Source organism: Actinophytocola oryzae (assembly GCF_004364325.1).
In the GTDB taxonomy this organism is placed as follows: Bacteria; Actinomycetota; Actinomycetes; order Mycobacteriales; family Pseudonocardiaceae; genus Actinophytocola; species Actinophytocola oryzae.
On the sequence record NZ_SOCP01000002.1, the window covers coordinates 694,951 to 711,460 of the forward strand.

The 16,510-nt window shown below is 69.8% G+C and carries 15 protein-coding genes and 1 pseudogene; 9 read left to right on the plus strand and 7 right to left on the minus strand.

What is annotated here, in order from left to right; all coding sequences use genetic code 11:
- Positions 1 to 890 precede the first annotated feature (890 nt).
- The 3 genes from CLV71_RS06780 to CLV71_RS06790 form a co-directional block, all read right to left on the minus strand.
- Positions 891 to 2,066, minus strand: a complete 1,176-nt coding sequence (locus tag CLV71_RS06780) for a cytochrome P450 (RefSeq protein WP_133901728.1) — start codon at positions 2,064 to 2,066, stop codon at positions 891 to 893.
- Between the two features lie 193 nt (positions 2,067 to 2,259).
- Positions 2,260 to 3,336, minus strand: coding sequence for a glycoside hydrolase family 43 protein (locus CLV71_RS06785; protein ID WP_243866253.1), 1,077 nt, complete (start codon positions 3,334 to 3,336; stop codon positions 2,260 to 2,262).
- Between the two features lie 42 nt (positions 3,337 to 3,378).
- Positions 3,379 to 4,296: an arabinan endo-1,5-alpha-L-arabinosidase gene (locus tag CLV71_RS06790; RefSeq protein ID WP_243866254.1), complete on the minus strand. Its 918-nt coding sequence runs from the start codon at positions 4,294 to 4,296 to the stop codon at positions 3,379 to 3,381.
- A gap of 557 nt (positions 4,297 to 4,853) precedes the next feature.
- Here CLV71_RS06790 and CLV71_RS06795 point away from each other — a divergent pair.
- The 3 genes from CLV71_RS06795 (at position 4,854) to CLV71_RS06805 (ending at position 8,694) form a co-directional block, all read left to right on the plus strand.
- On the plus strand, positions 4,854 to 5,453 hold the full coding sequence (locus CLV71_RS06795; RefSeq protein WP_133901730.1) for a hypothetical protein: 600 nt from the start codon (positions 4,854 to 4,856) through the stop codon (positions 5,451 to 5,453).
- A gap of 108 nt (positions 5,454 to 5,561) precedes the next feature.
- Complete coding sequence (locus CLV71_RS06800; protein ID WP_133901731.1) at positions 5,562 to 6,056, plus strand: hypothetical protein; 495 nt, start codon at positions 5,562 to 5,564, stop codon at positions 6,054 to 6,056.
- A complete protein-coding gene (locus CLV71_RS06805; protein ID WP_133901732.1) occupies positions 6,049 to 8,694 on the plus strand; it encodes a M48 family metalloprotease in 2,646 nt (881 codons plus the stop codon). The genes CLV71_RS06800 and CLV71_RS06805 overlap by 8 nt, the downstream gene beginning before the upstream one ends.
- Here CLV71_RS06805 and CLV71_RS06810 read toward each other — a convergent pair whose 3' ends face one another.
- Positions 8,695 to 9,852: a TetR/AcrR family transcriptional regulator gene (locus CLV71_RS06810; protein WP_133901733.1), complete on the minus strand. Its 1,158-nt coding sequence runs from the start codon at positions 9,850 to 9,852 to the stop codon at positions 8,695 to 8,697.
- A gap of 227 nt (positions 9,853 to 10,079) precedes the next feature.
- Between CLV71_RS06810 and CLV71_RS06815 the strand changes: the two genes are divergently transcribed.
- The 5 genes from CLV71_RS06815 to CLV71_RS06835 all read left to right on the plus strand — a co-directional run bounded on the left by CLV71_RS06815 (position 10,080) and on the right by CLV71_RS06835 (position 13,623).
- Positions 10,080 to 11,255: an oxygenase MpaB family protein gene (locus tag CLV71_RS06815; protein WP_133901734.1), complete on the plus strand. Its 1,176-nt coding sequence runs from the start codon at positions 10,080 to 10,082 to the stop codon at positions 11,253 to 11,255.
- 215 nt (positions 11,256 to 11,470) lie between these two features.
- The gene (locus CLV71_RS06820) at positions 11,471 to 12,070 is read left to right on the plus strand and encodes a TIGR03086 family metal-binding protein (protein WP_133901735.1); all 600 of its coding nucleotides are present in this window, start codon (positions 11,471 to 11,473) and stop codon (positions 12,068 to 12,070) included.
- A 52-nt stretch (positions 12,071 to 12,122) separates the two neighbouring features.
- Positions 12,123 to 12,494: a VOC family protein gene (locus CLV71_RS06825; protein WP_133901736.1), complete on the plus strand. Its 372-nt coding sequence runs from the start codon at positions 12,123 to 12,125 to the stop codon at positions 12,492 to 12,494.
- Entirely contained in the window at positions 12,495 to 12,830 is a 336-nt protein-coding gene (locus CLV71_RS06830) for an ArsR/SmtB family transcription factor (protein ID WP_133901737.1), read from the plus strand.
- 19 nt (positions 12,831 to 12,849) lie between these two features.
- A complete protein-coding gene (locus CLV71_RS06835; RefSeq protein WP_208297418.1) occupies positions 12,850 to 13,623 on the plus strand; it encodes a class I SAM-dependent methyltransferase in 774 nt (257 codons plus the stop codon).
- An 83-nt stretch (positions 13,624 to 13,706) separates the two neighbouring features.
- Here the strand turns inward: CLV71_RS06835 and CLV71_RS06840 are convergent, their stop codons facing one another.
- Positions 13,707 to 14,288: a TetR/AcrR family transcriptional regulator gene (locus CLV71_RS06840; protein ID WP_133901738.1), complete on the minus strand. Its 582-nt coding sequence runs from the start codon at positions 14,286 to 14,288 to the stop codon at positions 13,707 to 13,709.
- A 78-nt stretch (positions 14,289 to 14,366) separates the two neighbouring features.
- Between CLV71_RS06840 and CLV71_RS06845 the strand changes: the two genes are divergently transcribed.
- On the plus strand, positions 14,367 to 15,278 hold the full coding sequence (locus CLV71_RS06845) for an SDR family NAD(P)-dependent oxidoreductase (RefSeq protein ID WP_133901739.1): 912 nt from the start codon (positions 14,367 to 14,369) through the stop codon (positions 15,276 to 15,278).
- A 10-nt stretch (positions 15,279 to 15,288) separates the two neighbouring features.
- On the opposite strand, the pseudogene CLV71_RS06850 reads toward CLV71_RS06845, so the two are convergent.
- A pseudogene (locus tag CLV71_RS06850) lies at positions 15,289 to 15,543 on the minus strand (dihydrofolate reductase family protein); the annotation flags it as partial.
- A 199-nt stretch (positions 15,544 to 15,742) separates the two neighbouring features.
- Complete coding sequence (locus CLV71_RS06855; RefSeq protein WP_133901740.1) at positions 15,743 to 16,510, minus strand: SDR family NAD(P)-dependent oxidoreductase; 768 nt, start codon at positions 16,508 to 16,510, stop codon at positions 15,743 to 15,745.

Below are 16,510 nucleotides of genomic sequence, written 5' to 3' on the forward strand. Positions count from 1 at the left end.
GGCGCGCACAAGCGTTGGCCGGGAAATTGCATCATTCGGCAGATGGCGGGGCCGACCGACGGCACTGGTTGGCCGATGACGGTCGCGTTCGGCGGATTCCTGACGCGCCCGAAGGAATGACTTCCGGCAATCCGGAATGGTGCGGCCCGGCTCGGCATTCGCGGTTGTGGATCAATTCCGCCACCGGGTGTACGACGCTCACCCACACGGCAGAGCGGGTGTGTACGGCTCGACGGAACGCGATCCGACCGCCGTTTGGGTGTATTGATCGGGTCGAGGAGCGTCCCGCGGTTCACATCTGCACCATGTGGCGGCCATTCCCCGAGTAATTACCGAAAATTGCCGCACCTTCGCTTGGTGGCGATTTCCAACGAGGTAGTGTGAACACGTGGCGGTGTCAGCCGTGGGAAATGGTTGTCCGTCGAAACGCCTTTGGCGTGTCGGCCGGGAAGTGTGCGGGATGATCGCCTGTCGGTACTCGTTCCGGTGTGAACTCGGCGGTTCTGTCCGGGTCAGCGTGGTGTCGGCGCCGCCGTGTCGACCGCCCGGCCGCCCGCACCGCGATTCGGTGGGGTTCCCCGAAGTCGTGTTCGCTTGTCGGTACTGGTCAGTCCTCTGGGTTTCTTCCGACTGTGAATCTGGGCCGGAAGTCGAGGTGACCTTTGTGAGTATTATTCGCTTTCGCTGGGCCTGCCCGGCAGTGGCATTCGTGCGGTCGGCACCGCGATGAGGGGGGCGCAGGCAGGTGTCGAGCGTGCCGCCGTGGTCGGCCGGGGAGCGTGCCGACGTATGACAGCTCGGTAGGCCTCGGCGTCGGGTCCGACGCGCGGCCTACCGAGCTGGGTGCGGCAGTCAGTTCCTAGTACCAGTACCACATTCGAGCCGGCCTGTCACTGAAGACGCGGCGCAGCATCGCGGTCATGGCGGTCACCTCCTTCGGGTGTCGAGTCGGTCCTCGGTCGACGGTGCAGGGTGAAGGGCCGGGGCACGGCACCTTCGGCCGTCAGGGCGCAGGCGTCACCTCCCGTCACGGTCAGGTGGGCGTCGCGGGTGAGGGCGGTCAGCGCCTCACTGACCAGCCCCAGTGCCACCGACGCGCCCGCGCACGTGAACGGGCCCGCGCCGAACGGCACCCAGGACCCGCGCTCGCCCAGCTCGTTCCAACGACCCGGCCGGAACGCGCCGGGCTCGGTCCAGTGGCGTTCGTCGTGGTGCAGCAGGTACGGACTGACCGACACGACGTCACCGGCGCGGAAGGACGTGCCTGCGAGGACGGCGGGACGGGAGAGGGTGCGGCCGAGCATCCACGGCACCGGCCGATGCCTGAGCGCCTCGCGCACGACCTGTTCGGCAGGCCACGGCCACGGATCCGCCCCAGACCCACAGCCGAGCAGCACCGACCACGCCAGCGTGGTGCCGACCGGCGCCACGATCGCCCGGAACATCATCAGATGCACCTCGGCCACGCGGCGATCCGTCTGGTCCCGACACGCGCCGAGAACGGCGTCGAGGAGGTCACGTGGCTCGCCGGTGCGTTGCGCCCTGCGCCGCGCGACTTCCTCGGCCACGGCCGCGACCAGCCTGCCGCGCAGTATCTCCGCCCGCGCACGCCGCCACATCCTCGGCGCGGTGAACATCACGTCGCCGTCCAGTGTCCGGTTGGCCAGCCGCCGGGTCCCGGCGGGAACCTCGGTACACAGCAGCAGCTCCGCCAGACAGCGGTACACCAGTCGGCTTCCCGCCGACGGCCACCGGTCGGTCGCGGGCAGCTGCGCCACCGCCGTCGGCAGAGCGGCGCGGTAGCGTGGCATGCCGTCCCGCACGAAGTTACGCACCGCGTGGCCGACCTCGATCTGCGCCGCCCGTGTCGGCAGCAGGTCCCCGAAGAACCCCGACCTGTCGGCGTTGAACTCCGGGTCACGCAGCACGACCTGCGCGAGAGCAGCGTCGCCGACGCAGTGGCCGCCGCCCGGCAGCCGGATCACGTCCGTCGCGGCGTGTCGACGAAGGTCTTCGACGTATTCCAGTGGATCGCGCCGCAGCCGGCGCCTGTTCCCGAGCCCCATCGAGGATCCCCTCCGGCTCCCAACGGAGTCAGCTCTCCGCCATGAAGCTAGAAGGTTTTCCGCCGCAGCGGCATCCCCCGCCGGTTCCTTCAGCCGTCCGAGGGCCGATACCCACCCGATCCAGCGTCCACAGTGCACCCACAGTGACGCAGGTAGGGCCGGCGTCGCGGCCGGCCCTACCGGTGAAGGAAGTTCAGGGTGCGGGTTCGCCCGACGGGGCGGCGAGCGCGGTGCCCAGTCGGACCGGGGTGCCGAAGTTGGGTGTGCCGTCGGCGTTCCAGGTGAACTTCTGCGCCCGGGTCGACCGGTTCATGTCGCACCCGCCGGACGCGGAGCTGTTGGCGTGGTACACGATCCAGTCCTCGGTGCCGTCCGGAGACCGGAAGAAACCGTTGTGCCCCGGTGCGTACACACCGTTCCCGTCGCTGCGCTGGAACACCGGGTCGGCGGACTTCGTCCAGTGCGCCCGGTTGAGCGGGTCCGTGCCGGTGAGGGTGAGCAGCCCCAGCTTGTAGTCCGGTCCCCAGCACGCGCTGGCGGAGTACACGATCATGGTTCTTCCGTTGTGGTACAGCGGTTCCGCGCCTTCGTTGACCGGCGCCGTCTGCCGTTCCCACGACAGCGTCGGCTGGCTGATCGTGCGGCGCGTGCCGCTGATCGTGTACGGGTTGGACAGTGGGGTGATGGTCAGGCTCTGGGTGCCGTCCATGGCGCTGCCCATGAGGTAGAGCCGGCCGTTGTGCTGGAGGATGCTCGGGTCCAGCTCCCACGTGCTGCCGAGGTCGGCCTTGAAGCTGTACGGTCCCATCGGGTCGCTGCCCGCGCTCTCCAGCACGTGCAGTCGCTGCGTCGGGTTGTAGTCCGACACGTTCTGCCCCGCCACGTAGTACAGGTACCAGCGGCCGTTGAGCAGGTGGAACTCCGGCGCCCACATGTTGCAGCACCCGTTGGGCCTGCCGGAGAGGGTGAACAGCACCGTGTCCGCCGCGGTGGAAAGGCCCGCCAGCGTCCGGGACCGGCGCATGGTGATCGTGGAGTTCCACGTGGTGGTGGCCAGGTAGTAGTAGCCGTTGTGGTACTGGAGCCAGGGGTCGGGGCCGTTGCGCTTGACCGGGTTGGTGAACGTGCCCGCCGCGACGTGGCTCGTCCGGTCGGGCGCGGTGGCCGAGGCCGGGGTCGCCGTCACGGTCCCGCACAGCACGGCGGCGGTCACGGCCAGGACCAGGCCGATGCGTCCGGGCCTGCGCGGACTTCGGGTGTTCGAGGTCATGTTCTCTCCCTTGCGACGCTGCACGGGGTCGACGATTCGTCCTCAGTGGAGGTAGGGCCAGCCCGCCGAGTCGATGGCGAGCAGGTTGATGCCGAGCAGTGAGGTCCCGTTGTCGGCGTAGTAGTGGTAGAACAGGACGTCACCGTCGCTGTCGGCCAGCACTTCCTGGTGGCCGGGTCCGTGGACGCTGCCCTGGCCCGCGAGGATCTCGGTGCCGCCGCCGGAGGTCATGGCGACGCCGTTGCGGTCGGTGTAGGGGCCGGTGACGCTGGTGGACCTGCCGACCATCACGCGGTAGGTACTGGCCGCGCCCTGACAGCACCGGTCGAACGAGACGAACAGGTAGTAGTAGCTGCCCCGTTTGACGATGTTCGGCGCCTCGATCGCGCCGCCGTTGCGCCCCGCGATGGCGCGGATGGTGCTGTCGGAGCGCAGGCCCGTGCTCGGGTTGAGCGCGATCATCTTGATACCAGACCAGAACGAGCCGAAGGACAGCCACCAGCGGCCCTGGTCGTCCACGACGAGGTCGGGGTCGATCGCGTTGAAGTTGTCCGACGTGCGGGACTCGATCACCAGGCCGCGGTTGGTCCAGGTGCCCGAGTTCCCGCTGCTGCTCGTGGCGAGGAAGATCGCCGAACGGTTCGAGCCGAACGTCGAGGCCGAGTAGTACAGGTAGTACTGGCCGTTGCGGTAGGACAGGTCGGGCGCCCACAGGTTGCGGCTGCCGCCCGTGTAGGTGGTCGTCCACGACGCGCCGCCGGGGAACACCGACCCGGCGTTGCGGAACGCGATGCGGTCGGTGGAGGTCTTCAGCGCGATGTCGTTGCCGGTGTGCGCCACGAGGTAGCTGCCGTCCGAGCGTCTGACCACGGTCGGGTCGTGCACGCCGACGTCGCCGGTCACCCGGCCGGGCAGGGGATAGGCCGACGCCGCGGGTGCCAGCACGACGGTCAGTGCCACCGCGCCCACCACGGCCAGGGCATGTCTTCTCAGTGAGACCACGGGATCCCTCGACTTCCTGGACAGGAGCACCCGAACGGTGCCCGCCTCGCCACCTTGCGAGCAGGAGTCATGACGCGTCACGACGAGTCGCGAGTCCGACTCGAGTCGCCTGGGAGCGCTCCCAAGGAGCGTAACGCGGCACACTCGTTAAAACAAGAGTAAATGTTATCGCTAACAACGAGCTGGTGTAGCGCAGGTCTGGCCAGTAGTGCCCGTGATCCACGGGATACCGGGTGCGAGGGAAGGTCGAGGTGTCGAGTCTGGCTCGATGATGTTATCGCTCACTTCACGGTGTCGCCGTAGGTGGATGATTCACCAGAAGGTTTTGTCGAGCGACTCGAACTTCTTTTTCGGACTGATTTCTGGACAGATCAAGGACAATTCGCGTACAGGTCCGATCGGGCAACCGATGGTGCGAAGCCCCGTGGTCCGCTTCGCTGCCCGTGCCGCCGTCTCCCACGCGGCTTCGGCTGAGCACAGTGAAAAGGAAACAGAACACGACTGGGAGGTCGGCAATGACGGACTTCGAGGACCTGGGCATCCCGGGCGACACCACCGGTGTCGGCACCATGCTGGACAACATCGACGGCTACTCGACCACCGTGATCTACAACGCCGTCATGAACGCGTCCGACGACGTGCTGCTCGCGTACTTCGGGTCCTACCCCGACGCTCGTGACGTCCTCACGGCCCGGCTCGACACCCTGCTGGGGACGGGTGGCACCGTGCTGGACAGCGACCTGGTCCAGCAGTACTGCATGGTGTTGCTCCCGCTGCTCAACGACATCAACGACGCCAACCACGTCAACGGTGTCGCCGTCGAGGCCGCGGATCTCGCTCCGCAACAGCAGCAGCTGCTCGACCAGGCCGAGGACAACTTCCGCACCTACGTCAACGACAACATCGAGGCCTACAACTCGATCCTGGTCAACCAGGAGAACGCCGAGTGGGGCCTTGCCGACTACCTGCTCCACACGCTCGACACCGGCGGCTGCAACAACGTCTTCGCCAGCTGGGCGATCCTCGTCGTCACACCGTACGCGGAGCACGGTTTCGTCCGCCTCGAGGAGCAGATCCGCGACCATCTGATGACCCGCGTCGGAATTCCGGTCTAGTTCGTCAATTCGCGCCACAGCATTTCATACTCCGTTTGGGTGATCCCCAGTGGACCCGGTATCAGTTACACCTGCACGGTGAATTCTGGTTCTCTGCGAGGGGGCACGATGGATGTCGACAGCCGGGTGACGGGCGTGGCGAAAGCCGTGGTCGCGGAACTGGCTCCGGACGAGTTGGTGTTCTTCGACACCGCGACCGAGATGTTCTTCCGCGACAGGAGCAAGCCGGCCCGCAGGCAGGGGAGGGACCCACTCTCCTTCGGGATCACCGAGGTGGTGGACGTGGTGACCCCCGCAGCCCTGTACGTGGCCGCGGTCGTGGTCGACGAGGTGCTGGGCAGGGCTGCGTCGAAGACCGTGGACAAGGTGGGCGGACGGTGGCTGCGCAGGAAACGGGTCGAGGGCCGCCCGGACGAGGCGCCGCTGCTCGTGTCCGACCCGGAACAGCTCGCCGCGATCTGCGTCGAGGTCCGGCGCCTCCTGCGTGCGCTGCACTTCCCGGAGGACAGGATCGAGGTGTTCGTCCGTGCCCTCGTCGGGGCTCTGACCGTCCCACGTGGCGTCTTCGAGCACGACGAGCGCGGACCTGACGCGAATGAGTGACAGACCCGGCGGGGCGACGCTCACGGAGTCCCCGTCGGCGACGGCGCCCCGGCGTCCCCCGTCCGGCATGACCGTGCTGTTCTCGCTCCTTGTCTCCGTCGTCGTGGTCACCGTCGGGGTCGTCGGCGCGCTCCTCTGGACCGTGACGGGGGACAACGCCCGGCGCTGGGCCGAGGCGTGGCAGCGGTGCGGCCCGGGGTGGCTCGCCGGGCCGGACGCGTCCACAGCCGGCGCCAACGAGGACATGCACCGTTTCGTGCGCTGTGTCGCACCGGTGAGCAGGGAACAGGCATCGTGGTCGCTGTACGCGGTCGGGCTGCTGGTCCTGGTCGCGCTGCTGTGCTACGCCGCCTACCCGGCCGTCATCACCAGACGGCGGGGGCTCGGACGGTTCCGGCCGGAAGGCGAGCTCGCCGAGGTCCTCGAGGGACTGCGTCGCGTGGCCGGTCTCCGAACGCCGCCGACGTACCTGTTGCGACCGAGCGAGGAGACCCGGGTCACCAGGGACGCGATGACCTTCGGCGCGTTCCGTGCCCGCCACATCGCGCTGGACATGGGGCTGGTGAAGGACTTCGGCCACGACCGGGACCGCTTCCGCGCGGTGGTGCTGCACGAGCTGGCACACGCACGCGGCCGTGACGTGCACATCACCTACCTCACCAAGGCCGTGTGGGCCGCGTTCGTCGCGCTCGCCTGGGTGCCCGCCGCGATCGGACTGCTCCTCCGGCACGACGCCTCGGCGTGGCTGTTCGCCGCGGGGCTCCTCGTGCTGACCGCGCTCGTCCTGTCGATCCGCAACGCGATCCTGCGGGAGCGTGAGCTGCACGCCGACGGGGTGGCCGCCGCCGTCGTCGGCCGGGAGGACGCCCTGCGCGTGCTGCACGGCGAGGAGCGGCCGGGACTCTGGCGGCGGTTCACCCACCACCATCCGAGTGCGGCCAGGCGACGGCGGTTCGTCACCGAGCCGGCCCTGCTGGACACGCCCCGCTGGTGGGAGCTGCCCGTGGTCGGGGTGGTCGTCGGGATGGTGGGGAGCAACGTCTGGTACGTCGCCACCATCGCGTTGGTCACGCTGCCGGGGACGAACGGCCTGCTGGTCGGCCTGCTCGTCGCACCCGCGCTGACCGCTCCGGTCGTGGTGGCCGTCTGGCGGGTCGTGCGACTGGACCCGGACGGCACCCACGTCCCGCGGTGGCTGGTGTTCGCCGGAGGACTGGCGCTCGGCTGCCTGGTCGGCAGACAGCTGTCGCTGACCTCGGTTCTCGTCGGCGCCTCCGGCGGCAGCGCGTTCGGGTCCGACCTTGTCGCCGTTCCCGGCCTGGTGGTGGCGACACTCGCCGTCGCACTGTGGACGGCGTCGGTGGCCAGGGAGGCGTCGCTGTCCGCCGTGGTCGTCGCCGTCACGGCCGCCGTAGGTCTCCTGACGGCGGTGTGGTGGCTCCACAGCACCGTCGGATCATTGTGGTCGTGGGACTTCTACGACAAGGGACCGGAGTTCCCCGACCCCGTGGGCCGGGCCGCCGGCTGGCTCGACGAGGCCACGCACTGGCTGACCCTGCGCAACCTGCCCCTGACGACGCTGGTCTACGTCCCGATCGTCGTGCCGTTGCTGAGTCTGCTCTGGCTCGTTCCGGCACTGGTGGCACCACGCGTGTTCGACCTGCGGCGGGCGTTGCGCGCCGGACTGGTCGGCGCGGCGACCGTCATGGTCCTCACCTGCGCGGCGGTGCTGGTGGCCCGGTGGTCGATCCCGTCGGAGATCAGGGCGAACGACCGGTTCGCGATCGTCTTCCACTTCTCGGCGATCGTGCTGTGCGTCGTCGTGCAGGCCGTGGTGGCGTTCCTGCTGCGGGGGCCGCACCGGGCCGTCCTGGTGCCGTTGGCGGCCACCACGACCGCGCTGTTGTCCTCCGCGGCCTTCTTCCTCGTCGTGGAACCGCTCTACCGCGCGGTCGACCTGAGGGCGTCCGATCCGGAGTCGCTGTACCCCGCGCCGGACTTCCAGATCATCGCCGACTTCGGGCAGTACAGCGTGCTGCTCGGCCTGCTCGTCTCCTCGGTCGCCGCCACCCTCGGCGCGCTGCTTCGCCCGAGGCCTGCGGCCGGTCCGGCACCGGGCGGGATGCGGGGGACCGTCGCGGTGACCATCGGCACGGTCGTGCTGGCGGCGGCAACCGTCCCGCCCGCCATCGACTACTGGAAGGCGGCCGGCCCCTCGACCACGCCCGCGGAATGTCTGGTGGGAACGTGGACGGAGCGGTCGAGGACCTCGTTCGTGCCTGCGGATCCCGACGAGGAGCCGCTGCGTTTCACGGGTTCCGGCTCCGTCCTGGTCTACACGGGCGACGGCCGTTTCCGCGCGGCCTTCAGCCCCGCCTCGGCCGACCACAGTGGACAGCGGTACGTCCTCGCGTACTCCGGTGTCGTCTCGGGCACCTATCGCGTCGACGGCGACCACATCGTCTACAGCTCGGTGGCTCCAGGCGTCGAGGTCTCGTTCTCCGTCGACGGCACGCCCGTGGACACCCGACCGGTGACGGGCTTCGCCGACGACGCGTTCACCTGCACGGGCGACACCATGACCCAGAAGGGACCGTCCTACTCGATCACGCTCGTCCGCGTCGAGGCCGGCCGCTGATCACAGGCCCAGCGCGCCGACGAGCAGCGCGGCGACCGCGTCGCGGTGCTCCGGGCTGTCGTGCCAGCGCAGTCGGCGACCTGCCTCCACCACCACGCCGAACCCGGCGTGCACCAGCACCCTGGCCTGGCGCGAGTCGAGTTCCGGGCGCGCAGACCGGAGCTGCTGCTCCCACACGGCGATGTGTTCACGCTGCGCGACGACCACGGGCCGCTGCAGGGTGGCGGGCAACCCGACCAGCTCGGCGTTCGCGACGCTCGTGAGGGCCGTGTGCTCGAAGCTGTAGGCCACATACGTCGCGGCCAGCGCGACGACGGCGTCGTGCGGGTCGGTCACCCCGCAAAGGTTCTGTTCCACCGCCTGAGTGAGGAGCCCGGCGGCCTGGAGGCAGGCCGCGGCGAGGATGTCGGCCTTGCCGGGGAAGTAGCGGTAGAGCGCGGAGGGGACGAGCCCGACGGCCTCGGCGATCCTGCCGTTCGTGACGGTGGCGAAGCCGTCCCGTTCGAACAGGGGGATCGCCGCCGCGAGGATCTCCGAGCGCCGGGTGCGTGGCACGGGCGGGGTCGGCAGTTCGACGAGGCGCGCGGTGCCCGCCGCCGGGTCGGTCGCGACCACACGCAGGGCGGCCGCCAGCAGCACGTCCTCGACGCGGCGCTGCGCGATCGAGGTGTGGTGCATCGTGATGGACCCGATCACGCCCAGCGCCGCGGCGGCACGCAGGTGCTCGTCGGGTAGCGGGTGCTCGCGCCGCACCACGTCGGTCACCCGCCCGACGACGTGCGCGAACTTGGCCCTGAGCACCCCGCGGTCCGCGCGGTCGAGGTAGCGGGCCTCCCACCGGTACACCCCGCCGGACGCGCGATGGGCGACGGTGACGCGGGTGACGGCGGTGAGGACGTCCACAAGGGACGCATCGGCCGGCACGTCGTCGAGCGCGGCGACGAGCCGGTCCACCATGACGTTCGCGCACTCGGCGAACAGCGCGTACTTGTTGGGGAAGTGCCGGTACAGGGCAGCCGCCGTGATGCCGACGCCCGCCGCGATCTCCTCCATGGACGCCGCGTGGTAGCCGCGCTCGCTGAACACCCGGCCTGCCGCCCCGACGATGAGCTGCCTGCGGTTACGCGGCCGGACGGCCGCGGCCGACTCGGTCGTCACCGCGGCGCGCGGGGGAGGGGAGCCATAAGAGCCAGTCAACCACGAAAGGGACCGCGTCTCCGAGACCAGCGGACCGATTCAGTCGGCGATGCCCTTGCCGCCGAACGACCCGCTTCGATATGTTAATGGAGAATCTCACGGTTGATCACGTGGGACCTGGGCTGACTTGCTTCCGCGGATCCCTGCAAGAGCGGCGCCGATGCCTATCAAGGAAGCTGGGTATGTAAATGAGCAGTCTCAGCAGAAGGAACGTCCTCTCGCTCGGCGTGGCCCTGGGGCTGGTGAGCGCCGTGGGCGCCGTCCCGGCCTGGGCGGCGGAAACCGACCCCTGGTGGACGTGGGACGACGAGGTGGACCGCCTGATGGCGGGGTTCCTGGACGGCGGTCAGGTTCCGGCGATCAACACCGCGATGCGGTCGTGGGTGGACAACGACGACCCGCTGCCCGGTGGTCTGCCCGCCACGCTCGCGGCGTATCTCCAGCAGGTCAACAGGCTCCCGTCGTGGGCGGACCGAACCAAGCTGCGCCTCGCGGCCGACTTCAACCGCCGCAAGGACACGTACCTGTTCATGCTGTACGGGCTGGGCAGCGGCATCATGAGCACGGTGATCCCGCGCGAGGCGAAGTCGGTGTACTGGTCCGCGGGCGGTGCCGACATGCAGGACCGCGCGGCGAAGACGTTCACGTTCGGCTACGACCTGAGCGACCGCAACGCCTTCGAACCGACGGGCCAGTTCGTGGTCACGGCCAACAAGACCCGCCTGGTGCACGCGGCGGTGCGTCACCTGCTGCCGAGGTCGTCGCACTGGCAGGCGGTGGCGGACGAGCAGGTCCCGATCAGCAACGGCGACATCCTGGTCACGTTCCACAGCCTGGGGACGTTCGTGCACAGGAAGCTGATCGAGTGGCACGTCCCGATGTCGGCGGCGGACGAGGAGGCATTCCTGCACTCGTGGCAGGTCGCGATCCACCTGCTCGGCGTGCGGGACGAGTTCATCCCGAAGACGTGGGCGGCGGCGGACGCGCAGTCGGCGCAGGTGCTCACGCCGATCCTCAGCCCGTCGTTCGAGGGCAAGGAACTGGCCGAGGACCTGCTGGGGCTGACCGCACAGATCGACCTGGGCGTAACCCGGGGTTTCCTCAACGAGTTCGTGCGGTACGTGCTGAGCGACCAGGTGGGCGACTGGCTACAGCTGCCACGCGACTACGCGGCGGCGGCGCTCATCCGCACGGGGTGGCCCGCGTACATCGCGTTCCGGGAGGGCCTGCTGCCGGTGATGCCGGTCGGTTTCTCCATGTTCGATCAGTTCATCCGCGCAATGGCGATGCTGTTCCTCAACAAGGCCACCTCCCCGACCGCGACCCTGATCACGATCCCCACCGGCAACCGCCCGGAAGCCTGACCAACTACGTGCCAACGCTGTTACGTGCGTGAGTCCGTCGCCAGGGACACTCCGAGTGCACTGGCCACGACTCCAACCAAAGGACGGGCTGTGCTCGGCGAGCTGGGTGAGCGCGCTCACCGGAATCGCGAGAATGCTGACGGCACAGAGGCTTCGAGCCTACGGGAATTGTTTCCCAGCCACCCGCATGGCCGGCGCCGTGATGTGATGGGTCGATGGCTGATGACCTGGGTGACGTGCGTGAGCTGGACCGGCGGGCGCTGGCCCTCACCGGGGAGGTCGTCGCCGCGGTGACGGCTGCTGACCTCGACCGGCCGACGCCCTGTGCCGAGTGGTCGATCCGTGCGGTGTCGGAGCACCTGGTGAGCGAGAACCGCGGCTACGCCGCCAGTTCGATGGGTGCACCCGCGATCGTGTCCATCTGGTACTCGGGAGACCTCAGACCCGACCCGCCCCGCGCCTACCACGACTCCGCCGCCATGGTCACGAACGCCTTCACCGCCCCAGGCCTCCACGAAAGCTCCTTCGAGGTGCGCGAGTTCGGCTACTTCCCCGCACCAACCGCGATCGCCATGCACTTCGTCGACGTCCTCGTCCACGGGTGGGACCTGGCCGTGAGCCTCGACGTCCCCTACCGCCCCGACGACGACCTGGCATCCGCCGCGCTCCACATCGTCGCCAGGTGGCCGCGCACCGGCAGGCGCACGCGGGAGTTCGCGCGACCGGTGACAGTACCCGCGACCGCCCCGGACTTCGCCCGGCTGCTCGGAACGCTCGGCCGGTCACCGTCGTGGACACCACCCGCGAAGGGTTGACCAGCCCAGTACGTTTAGCGAAATCGCTAAATATTGGGCAGGAGGCAATGCGGTGATCACGGGCGTTCATGCGATCATCAACACCGGGGAGGCGGAGGCGTCGCGGGCGTTCTTCCGCGACGTGCTCGAGTTCGACTCGGTCGACACCGGGGGCGGCTGGCTGGTCTTCGCGCTCCCGCCCGCCGAGTTGGGTGTCCACCCGACGGAAGGCACGGGCGGAGGGCACGAGCTGTATCTCATGTGCGACGACATCAACGCGACCGTCAAGGAGCTCGAGGGCAAGGGCGTCGAGTTCGTCCGTCCCGTCGAGGACGCCGGCTGGGGACTGCTGACGGCGATGCGTGTTCCCGGCGGCGGTGAGCTCGGGATCTACGAGCCGAGGCACGCCTCACCCGACCGGGACCCGAGTGCGACGAACGGGTAGATGAACCGGCCGCGGATCGTCCGCAACCTCGGTGACCTCGACGTCGTGTTCGGCGCGCTCGCGCATCCGACCCGGCGGGAGATCGTGCTGGTCCTGCACGATCGTGGGGGAGAGGTCACGGCGGGCGATCTCGCGGCCAGGTTCGAGCAGAGCTGGCCCACCACGACCCGTCACCTCACCGTCCTCGTCGACTCCGGGCTGGTCACCGTGCGCAAGTCCGGCCGCGAACGCCTCTACCGGCTGGACCGCGACAAGCTCGTCGGCGGGCTCGGCCTGTGGCTGCACAAGGTGGAGATCGGCGTCGTCGACCACCGCCGCCGCGAGTCGGGACAGTGAGCTGAGGCAGAGTAGGGCCGTGAACAACGTGTTCGACTACGACGCCGAGCTGCGTCGCTACCAGGAGCGGTTGCGTCACGCCGCCGACGTGAGCGCTGGCGACCGGGTACTGGACATCGGCTGCGGTGCCGGACAGACCACTCGCCAGGCCGCGGGCGCGGCGAGCGAGGGGAGTGCCCTGGGCGTGGACACCTCCGCCGAGATGCTGGCGCGAGCGCGTGCCCTCGCCGCGGCGGAGGAGCTGGCCAACGTGCGCTTCGAACAGGCGGACGCCCAGGTCCACCCGTTCCCGCCCGAGACGTTCACCCTCGGGATCAGCCGGTTCGGCACGATGTTCTTCCCCGACCCCGTCGCGGCGTTCACGAACATCGCGCGTGCGTTGCGGCCCGGCGCGCGGCTGGTGCAGCTGGTGTGGCAGGCCCGTGACCGCCAGGAATGGGTGGCCGCCATCCAGGGCGCCCTCGCCGGTGACGACCCGCCGCCGGTCCCCGCAGCCAGGGTCGACGCGTTCTCCCTCGCCGACCCTGCGGTGGTGGACGCCGTCCTGACCTCGGCGGGACTCACCGAAGTGGCCGTCACCGACGTACGCGAACCCGTCTACTACGGCGCGGATCCCGACGCCGCCGTCGCCGCGGTCCGCTCGCTGCACGTCGCGAGCGACCCACTCGCGGGGCGAAGCGCCGAGGAGACCGCGCGGGCACTCGACCGGCTGCGTTGCGTCATGGCCGCGCACGACACCGCCGACGGCGTGTGGTTCGACTCGAGCGCCTGGCTCGTCACGGCCCGCCGCTAGACCACCGGCGACCGACTCGGTCACTGCGATGCCGCTGGTCGCCGCCACCGAGAACGTCGTCGGCGTCCGGACCGCGCCGAGGTTCAGAGATCGGGCCAGCCGCGTTCGAGGTGGGTGAAGGCGGTGGCCAGGGCGGCACGCGGGTCGGGCTCGGTGCCTGCCAGGTCGGGGATCTCCAGGACGAAGCGGGCGAGGAGCCGCAGCGAGAGGTCGTCCGCATCACGGGCGGCCTCCTCGGCGATGACCCTGGTCAGCGTGGTCTCGCAGTCGGTCCACAGCCTCCTGGCGTAGGCCCGCAGCGCAGGCGTGGCGACCACGAGTTCGGTCAGGCACCGGTACTTCGGCCCCGGGTCGGGATCGAACGGGCCGCGCGTGGCCAGGAAGTCGTGCAGTGCCCGCAGGATCGAGACGCCCTCGGCCCGCTCCCGCACCGCAGCGGCCAGAGCCTGCTCCCGCTCGTCACTGTCGCCGAGGACGAGCGCCTCCTTGCCGCCGGGGAAGTGCGCGAACAGCGTCGACACCGCCGTGTCCGCGGCCTCGGCGATCTCGGCGACGGTGACCCGGTCGAACCCGCGCTCCAGGAACAGTCGCTGCGCCGCGGTCGCCAGAGCGTGCCGGGTGGCGGCCTTCTTGCGCTCACGCCGCCCAATGGTGCCCGGTGTCATGCCGCCAGCATACTCGAAGTCGATTCGAGTTCGTAGTCACGCTAAAGTCAGAGTGACTTCGACTTTCTGGGAGGCGCCATGCGCTGGGACGTTCGACGGCTGCCGCGTGCCGACGGCAGAACCTTCCTGGTCACCGGCGGCAACGCGGGTGTCGGTTACTTCGTCGCCGAGCAGCTGGCCGGCACGGGGGCGACGGTCGTCCTCGGCAGCCGGGACATCGCCAGGGCCGACGCCGCGATGGCGTCGATCCGGTCCCGCGTCCCCGGCGCGCTGGTGCGCCACGTGCGGCTGGACCTTGCCGACCACGCCTCCCTCGAGTCCACCGCGGGCCAGCTGGGGAGCCTCGACGCGGTCGTGTGCAACGCCGGCGTCATGCTCGACCACCCGCCGCGACGCGAGACCGCGGCCGGCCACGAGCTGATGTTCGCCACCAACCACCTCGGGCACTTCCTGCTGGTCCGGTGGCTGTTGCCGCTGCTCACCGCGTCGGCGGCGGGACGTGTCGTGACGACCGGCAGCTTCGTCGCGAGGTCCGCCCGGTTCGACCTGACCGACCCGCAGAGCACCAGGGACTACGCGCCCAAGCGTGCCTACGCCCGGTCGAAGCTCGCCCAGATGCTGTTCGCGTTCGAGCTGGACCGGCGGCTGCGTGCCGAGGGCAGCCCGGTGCGCAGCGTGGTCAACCACCCCGGCGGCGCGCTCGACTCGCTCACCCCGGACCGCCCGCCGGTGCACGCCAGGACCGCGGGCCAGCGGCTGCGCGGCCTGCCCGCGGGGCTCGTCGTACAGGGCAAGGAAGCCGGCGCGTGGCCCGCGGTCCGCGCGGTCCTCGACCCGTCCGTGGCGGGCGGCGGGCTGTGCGGTCCCCGCGTGTTCGGCATGCGCGGCGAACCCGGGCTCGAAACCGTGCGAGGCAGGCTCGCCGATCCCGAGCTCGCCGCCGGCCTGTGGGCCGCCACCGTCGACCTGACCGGCGTCGAGCCCGGCTGACCGGGCGAGGTCAGTGGACGACGTCGTAGACCAGCTTCTGGACGCCGTTCCGGTAGGTCTCGCTCTCGACGACCCTGAGGTTCTGCCTGTCCTTGTCGGTGGCGCTGAACAGCCGCTTGCCCGCGCCGAGCAGGACCGGGAACACCAGCAGGTGGTAGCGGTCGATCAGGCCCGCGTCGGACAGGTGCTGGTCGAGCGTGGCGCTGCCGTGGATGATGATCGGCCCGCCCTCGGTCCGCCTGAGCGCGGCGACGTCGTCCAGGGCTACCCCCGGGACAGAGTGTTCCCCGCCTGCGAGCAGGAGCAGATCCGCGCGTGCTTCTCGCTGCCGCGCACTGGCATGACCGGTGACCCGGGCATGCCATGGACCGCAACGCGGTCAACAGCACGAGTGAGCACTGTCGGCTACCTGTGCCCTCGCGCCGACAACGATCACAGGCGCGCAACCCTTTCGCGACTGTCCGTCAGCGGGGAGCCATGCGGATGGCGCCGTCCAGGCGGATGGTCTCGCCGTTGAGCATGGGGTTGTCGATGATGGACATGGCTAGCTTGGCGAACTCGTCGGGGTGGCCTAGGCGGCTGGGGTGGGGAACGGTCTTGGCGAGGCTCTCGCGGACCTCGTCGGACAGGCGGGCCAGCAGTGGCGTGTCGAAGGTGCCTGGCGCGATCGTGCACACGCGGATCGCTCGGCTCGCCAGGTCGCGAGCGGCCACGATGGTCATGCCGACGATGCCCGCCTTCGACGACGCGTACGGGATCTGGCCGATCTGTCCCTCGTAGGCCGCGACCGACGCGGTCAGTACGCACACGCCCCGGTCGCCGTCCAGCGGCTCGTTCGCCGCCATCCGGGCCGCTGCCAGTCGCAGCACGTTGAAGCTGCCGATCAGGTTGATGCCGATGATCTCCGTGTAGGTCTCCAACGAGCCCGGTCGTCCGTCCCGGTTCACCAGGCGGACCGGGCCGCCCCGGCCCGCACAGTGCACGACCGCGCGCAGCGGACCCGCCTCGGCCGCGGCGTCGAACACCGCGTTCATGCCGGCCTCGTCGCGCACGTCGGCCGGTACGAACCGGACCCGGTCGCCCAGTTCCTTCGCGACGGTCTCGCCCGAGGAGGTCTCCAGGTCGGCGATGACGACCGCCTCGGCGCCGCCGTCGAGCAGACGGCGCGCGGTCGCGAGGCCCAGTCCGGACGCCCCGCCGGTGACCACGGCGCTGATGCCGGTGATGTCCAT

Bases quoted from the DNA above. Each gene is read 5' to 3' on its own strand.
- CLV71_RS06805 (WP_133901732.1), top strand. From the start codon at position 6,049: ATGAGTGACAGACCCGGCGGGGCGACGCTCACGGAGTCCCCGTCGGCG.
- CLV71_RS06855 (WP_133901740.1), bottom strand. From the start codon at position 16,510: ATGGACATCACCGGCATCAGCGCCGTGGTCACCGGCGGGGCGTCCGGA.
- CLV71_RS06820 (WP_133901735.1), top strand. From the start codon at position 11,471: ATGGCTGATGACCTGGGTGACGTGCGTGAGCTGGACCGGCGGGCGCTG.
- CLV71_RS06845 (WP_133901739.1), top strand. From the start codon at position 14,367: ATGCGCTGGGACGTTCGACGGCTGCCGCGTGCCGACGGCAGAACCTTC.
- CLV71_RS06785 (WP_243866253.1), bottom strand. From the start codon at position 3,336: ATGACCTCGAACACCCGAAGTCCGCGCAGGCCCGGACGCATCGGCCTG.
- CLV71_RS06780 (WP_133901728.1), bottom strand. From the start codon at position 2,066: ATGGGGCTCGGGAACAGGCGCCGGCTGCGGCGCGATCCACTGGAATAC.
- CLV71_RS06815 (WP_133901734.1), top strand. From the start codon at position 10,080: ATGAGCAGTCTCAGCAGAAGGAACGTCCTCTCGCTCGGCGTGGCCCTG.
- CLV71_RS06830 (WP_133901737.1), top strand. From the start codon at position 12,495: ATGAACCGGCCGCGGATCGTCCGCAACCTCGGTGACCTCGACGTCGTG.
- CLV71_RS06800 (WP_133901731.1), top strand. From the start codon at position 5,562: ATGGATGTCGACAGCCGGGTGACGGGCGTGGCGAAAGCCGTGGTCGCG.
- CLV71_RS06795 (WP_133901730.1), top strand. From the start codon at position 4,854: ATGACGGACTTCGAGGACCTGGGCATCCCGGGCGACACCACCGGTGTC.
- CLV71_RS06840 (WP_133901738.1), bottom strand. From the start codon at position 14,288: ATGACACCGGGCACCATTGGGCGGCGTGAGCGCAAGAAGGCCGCCACC.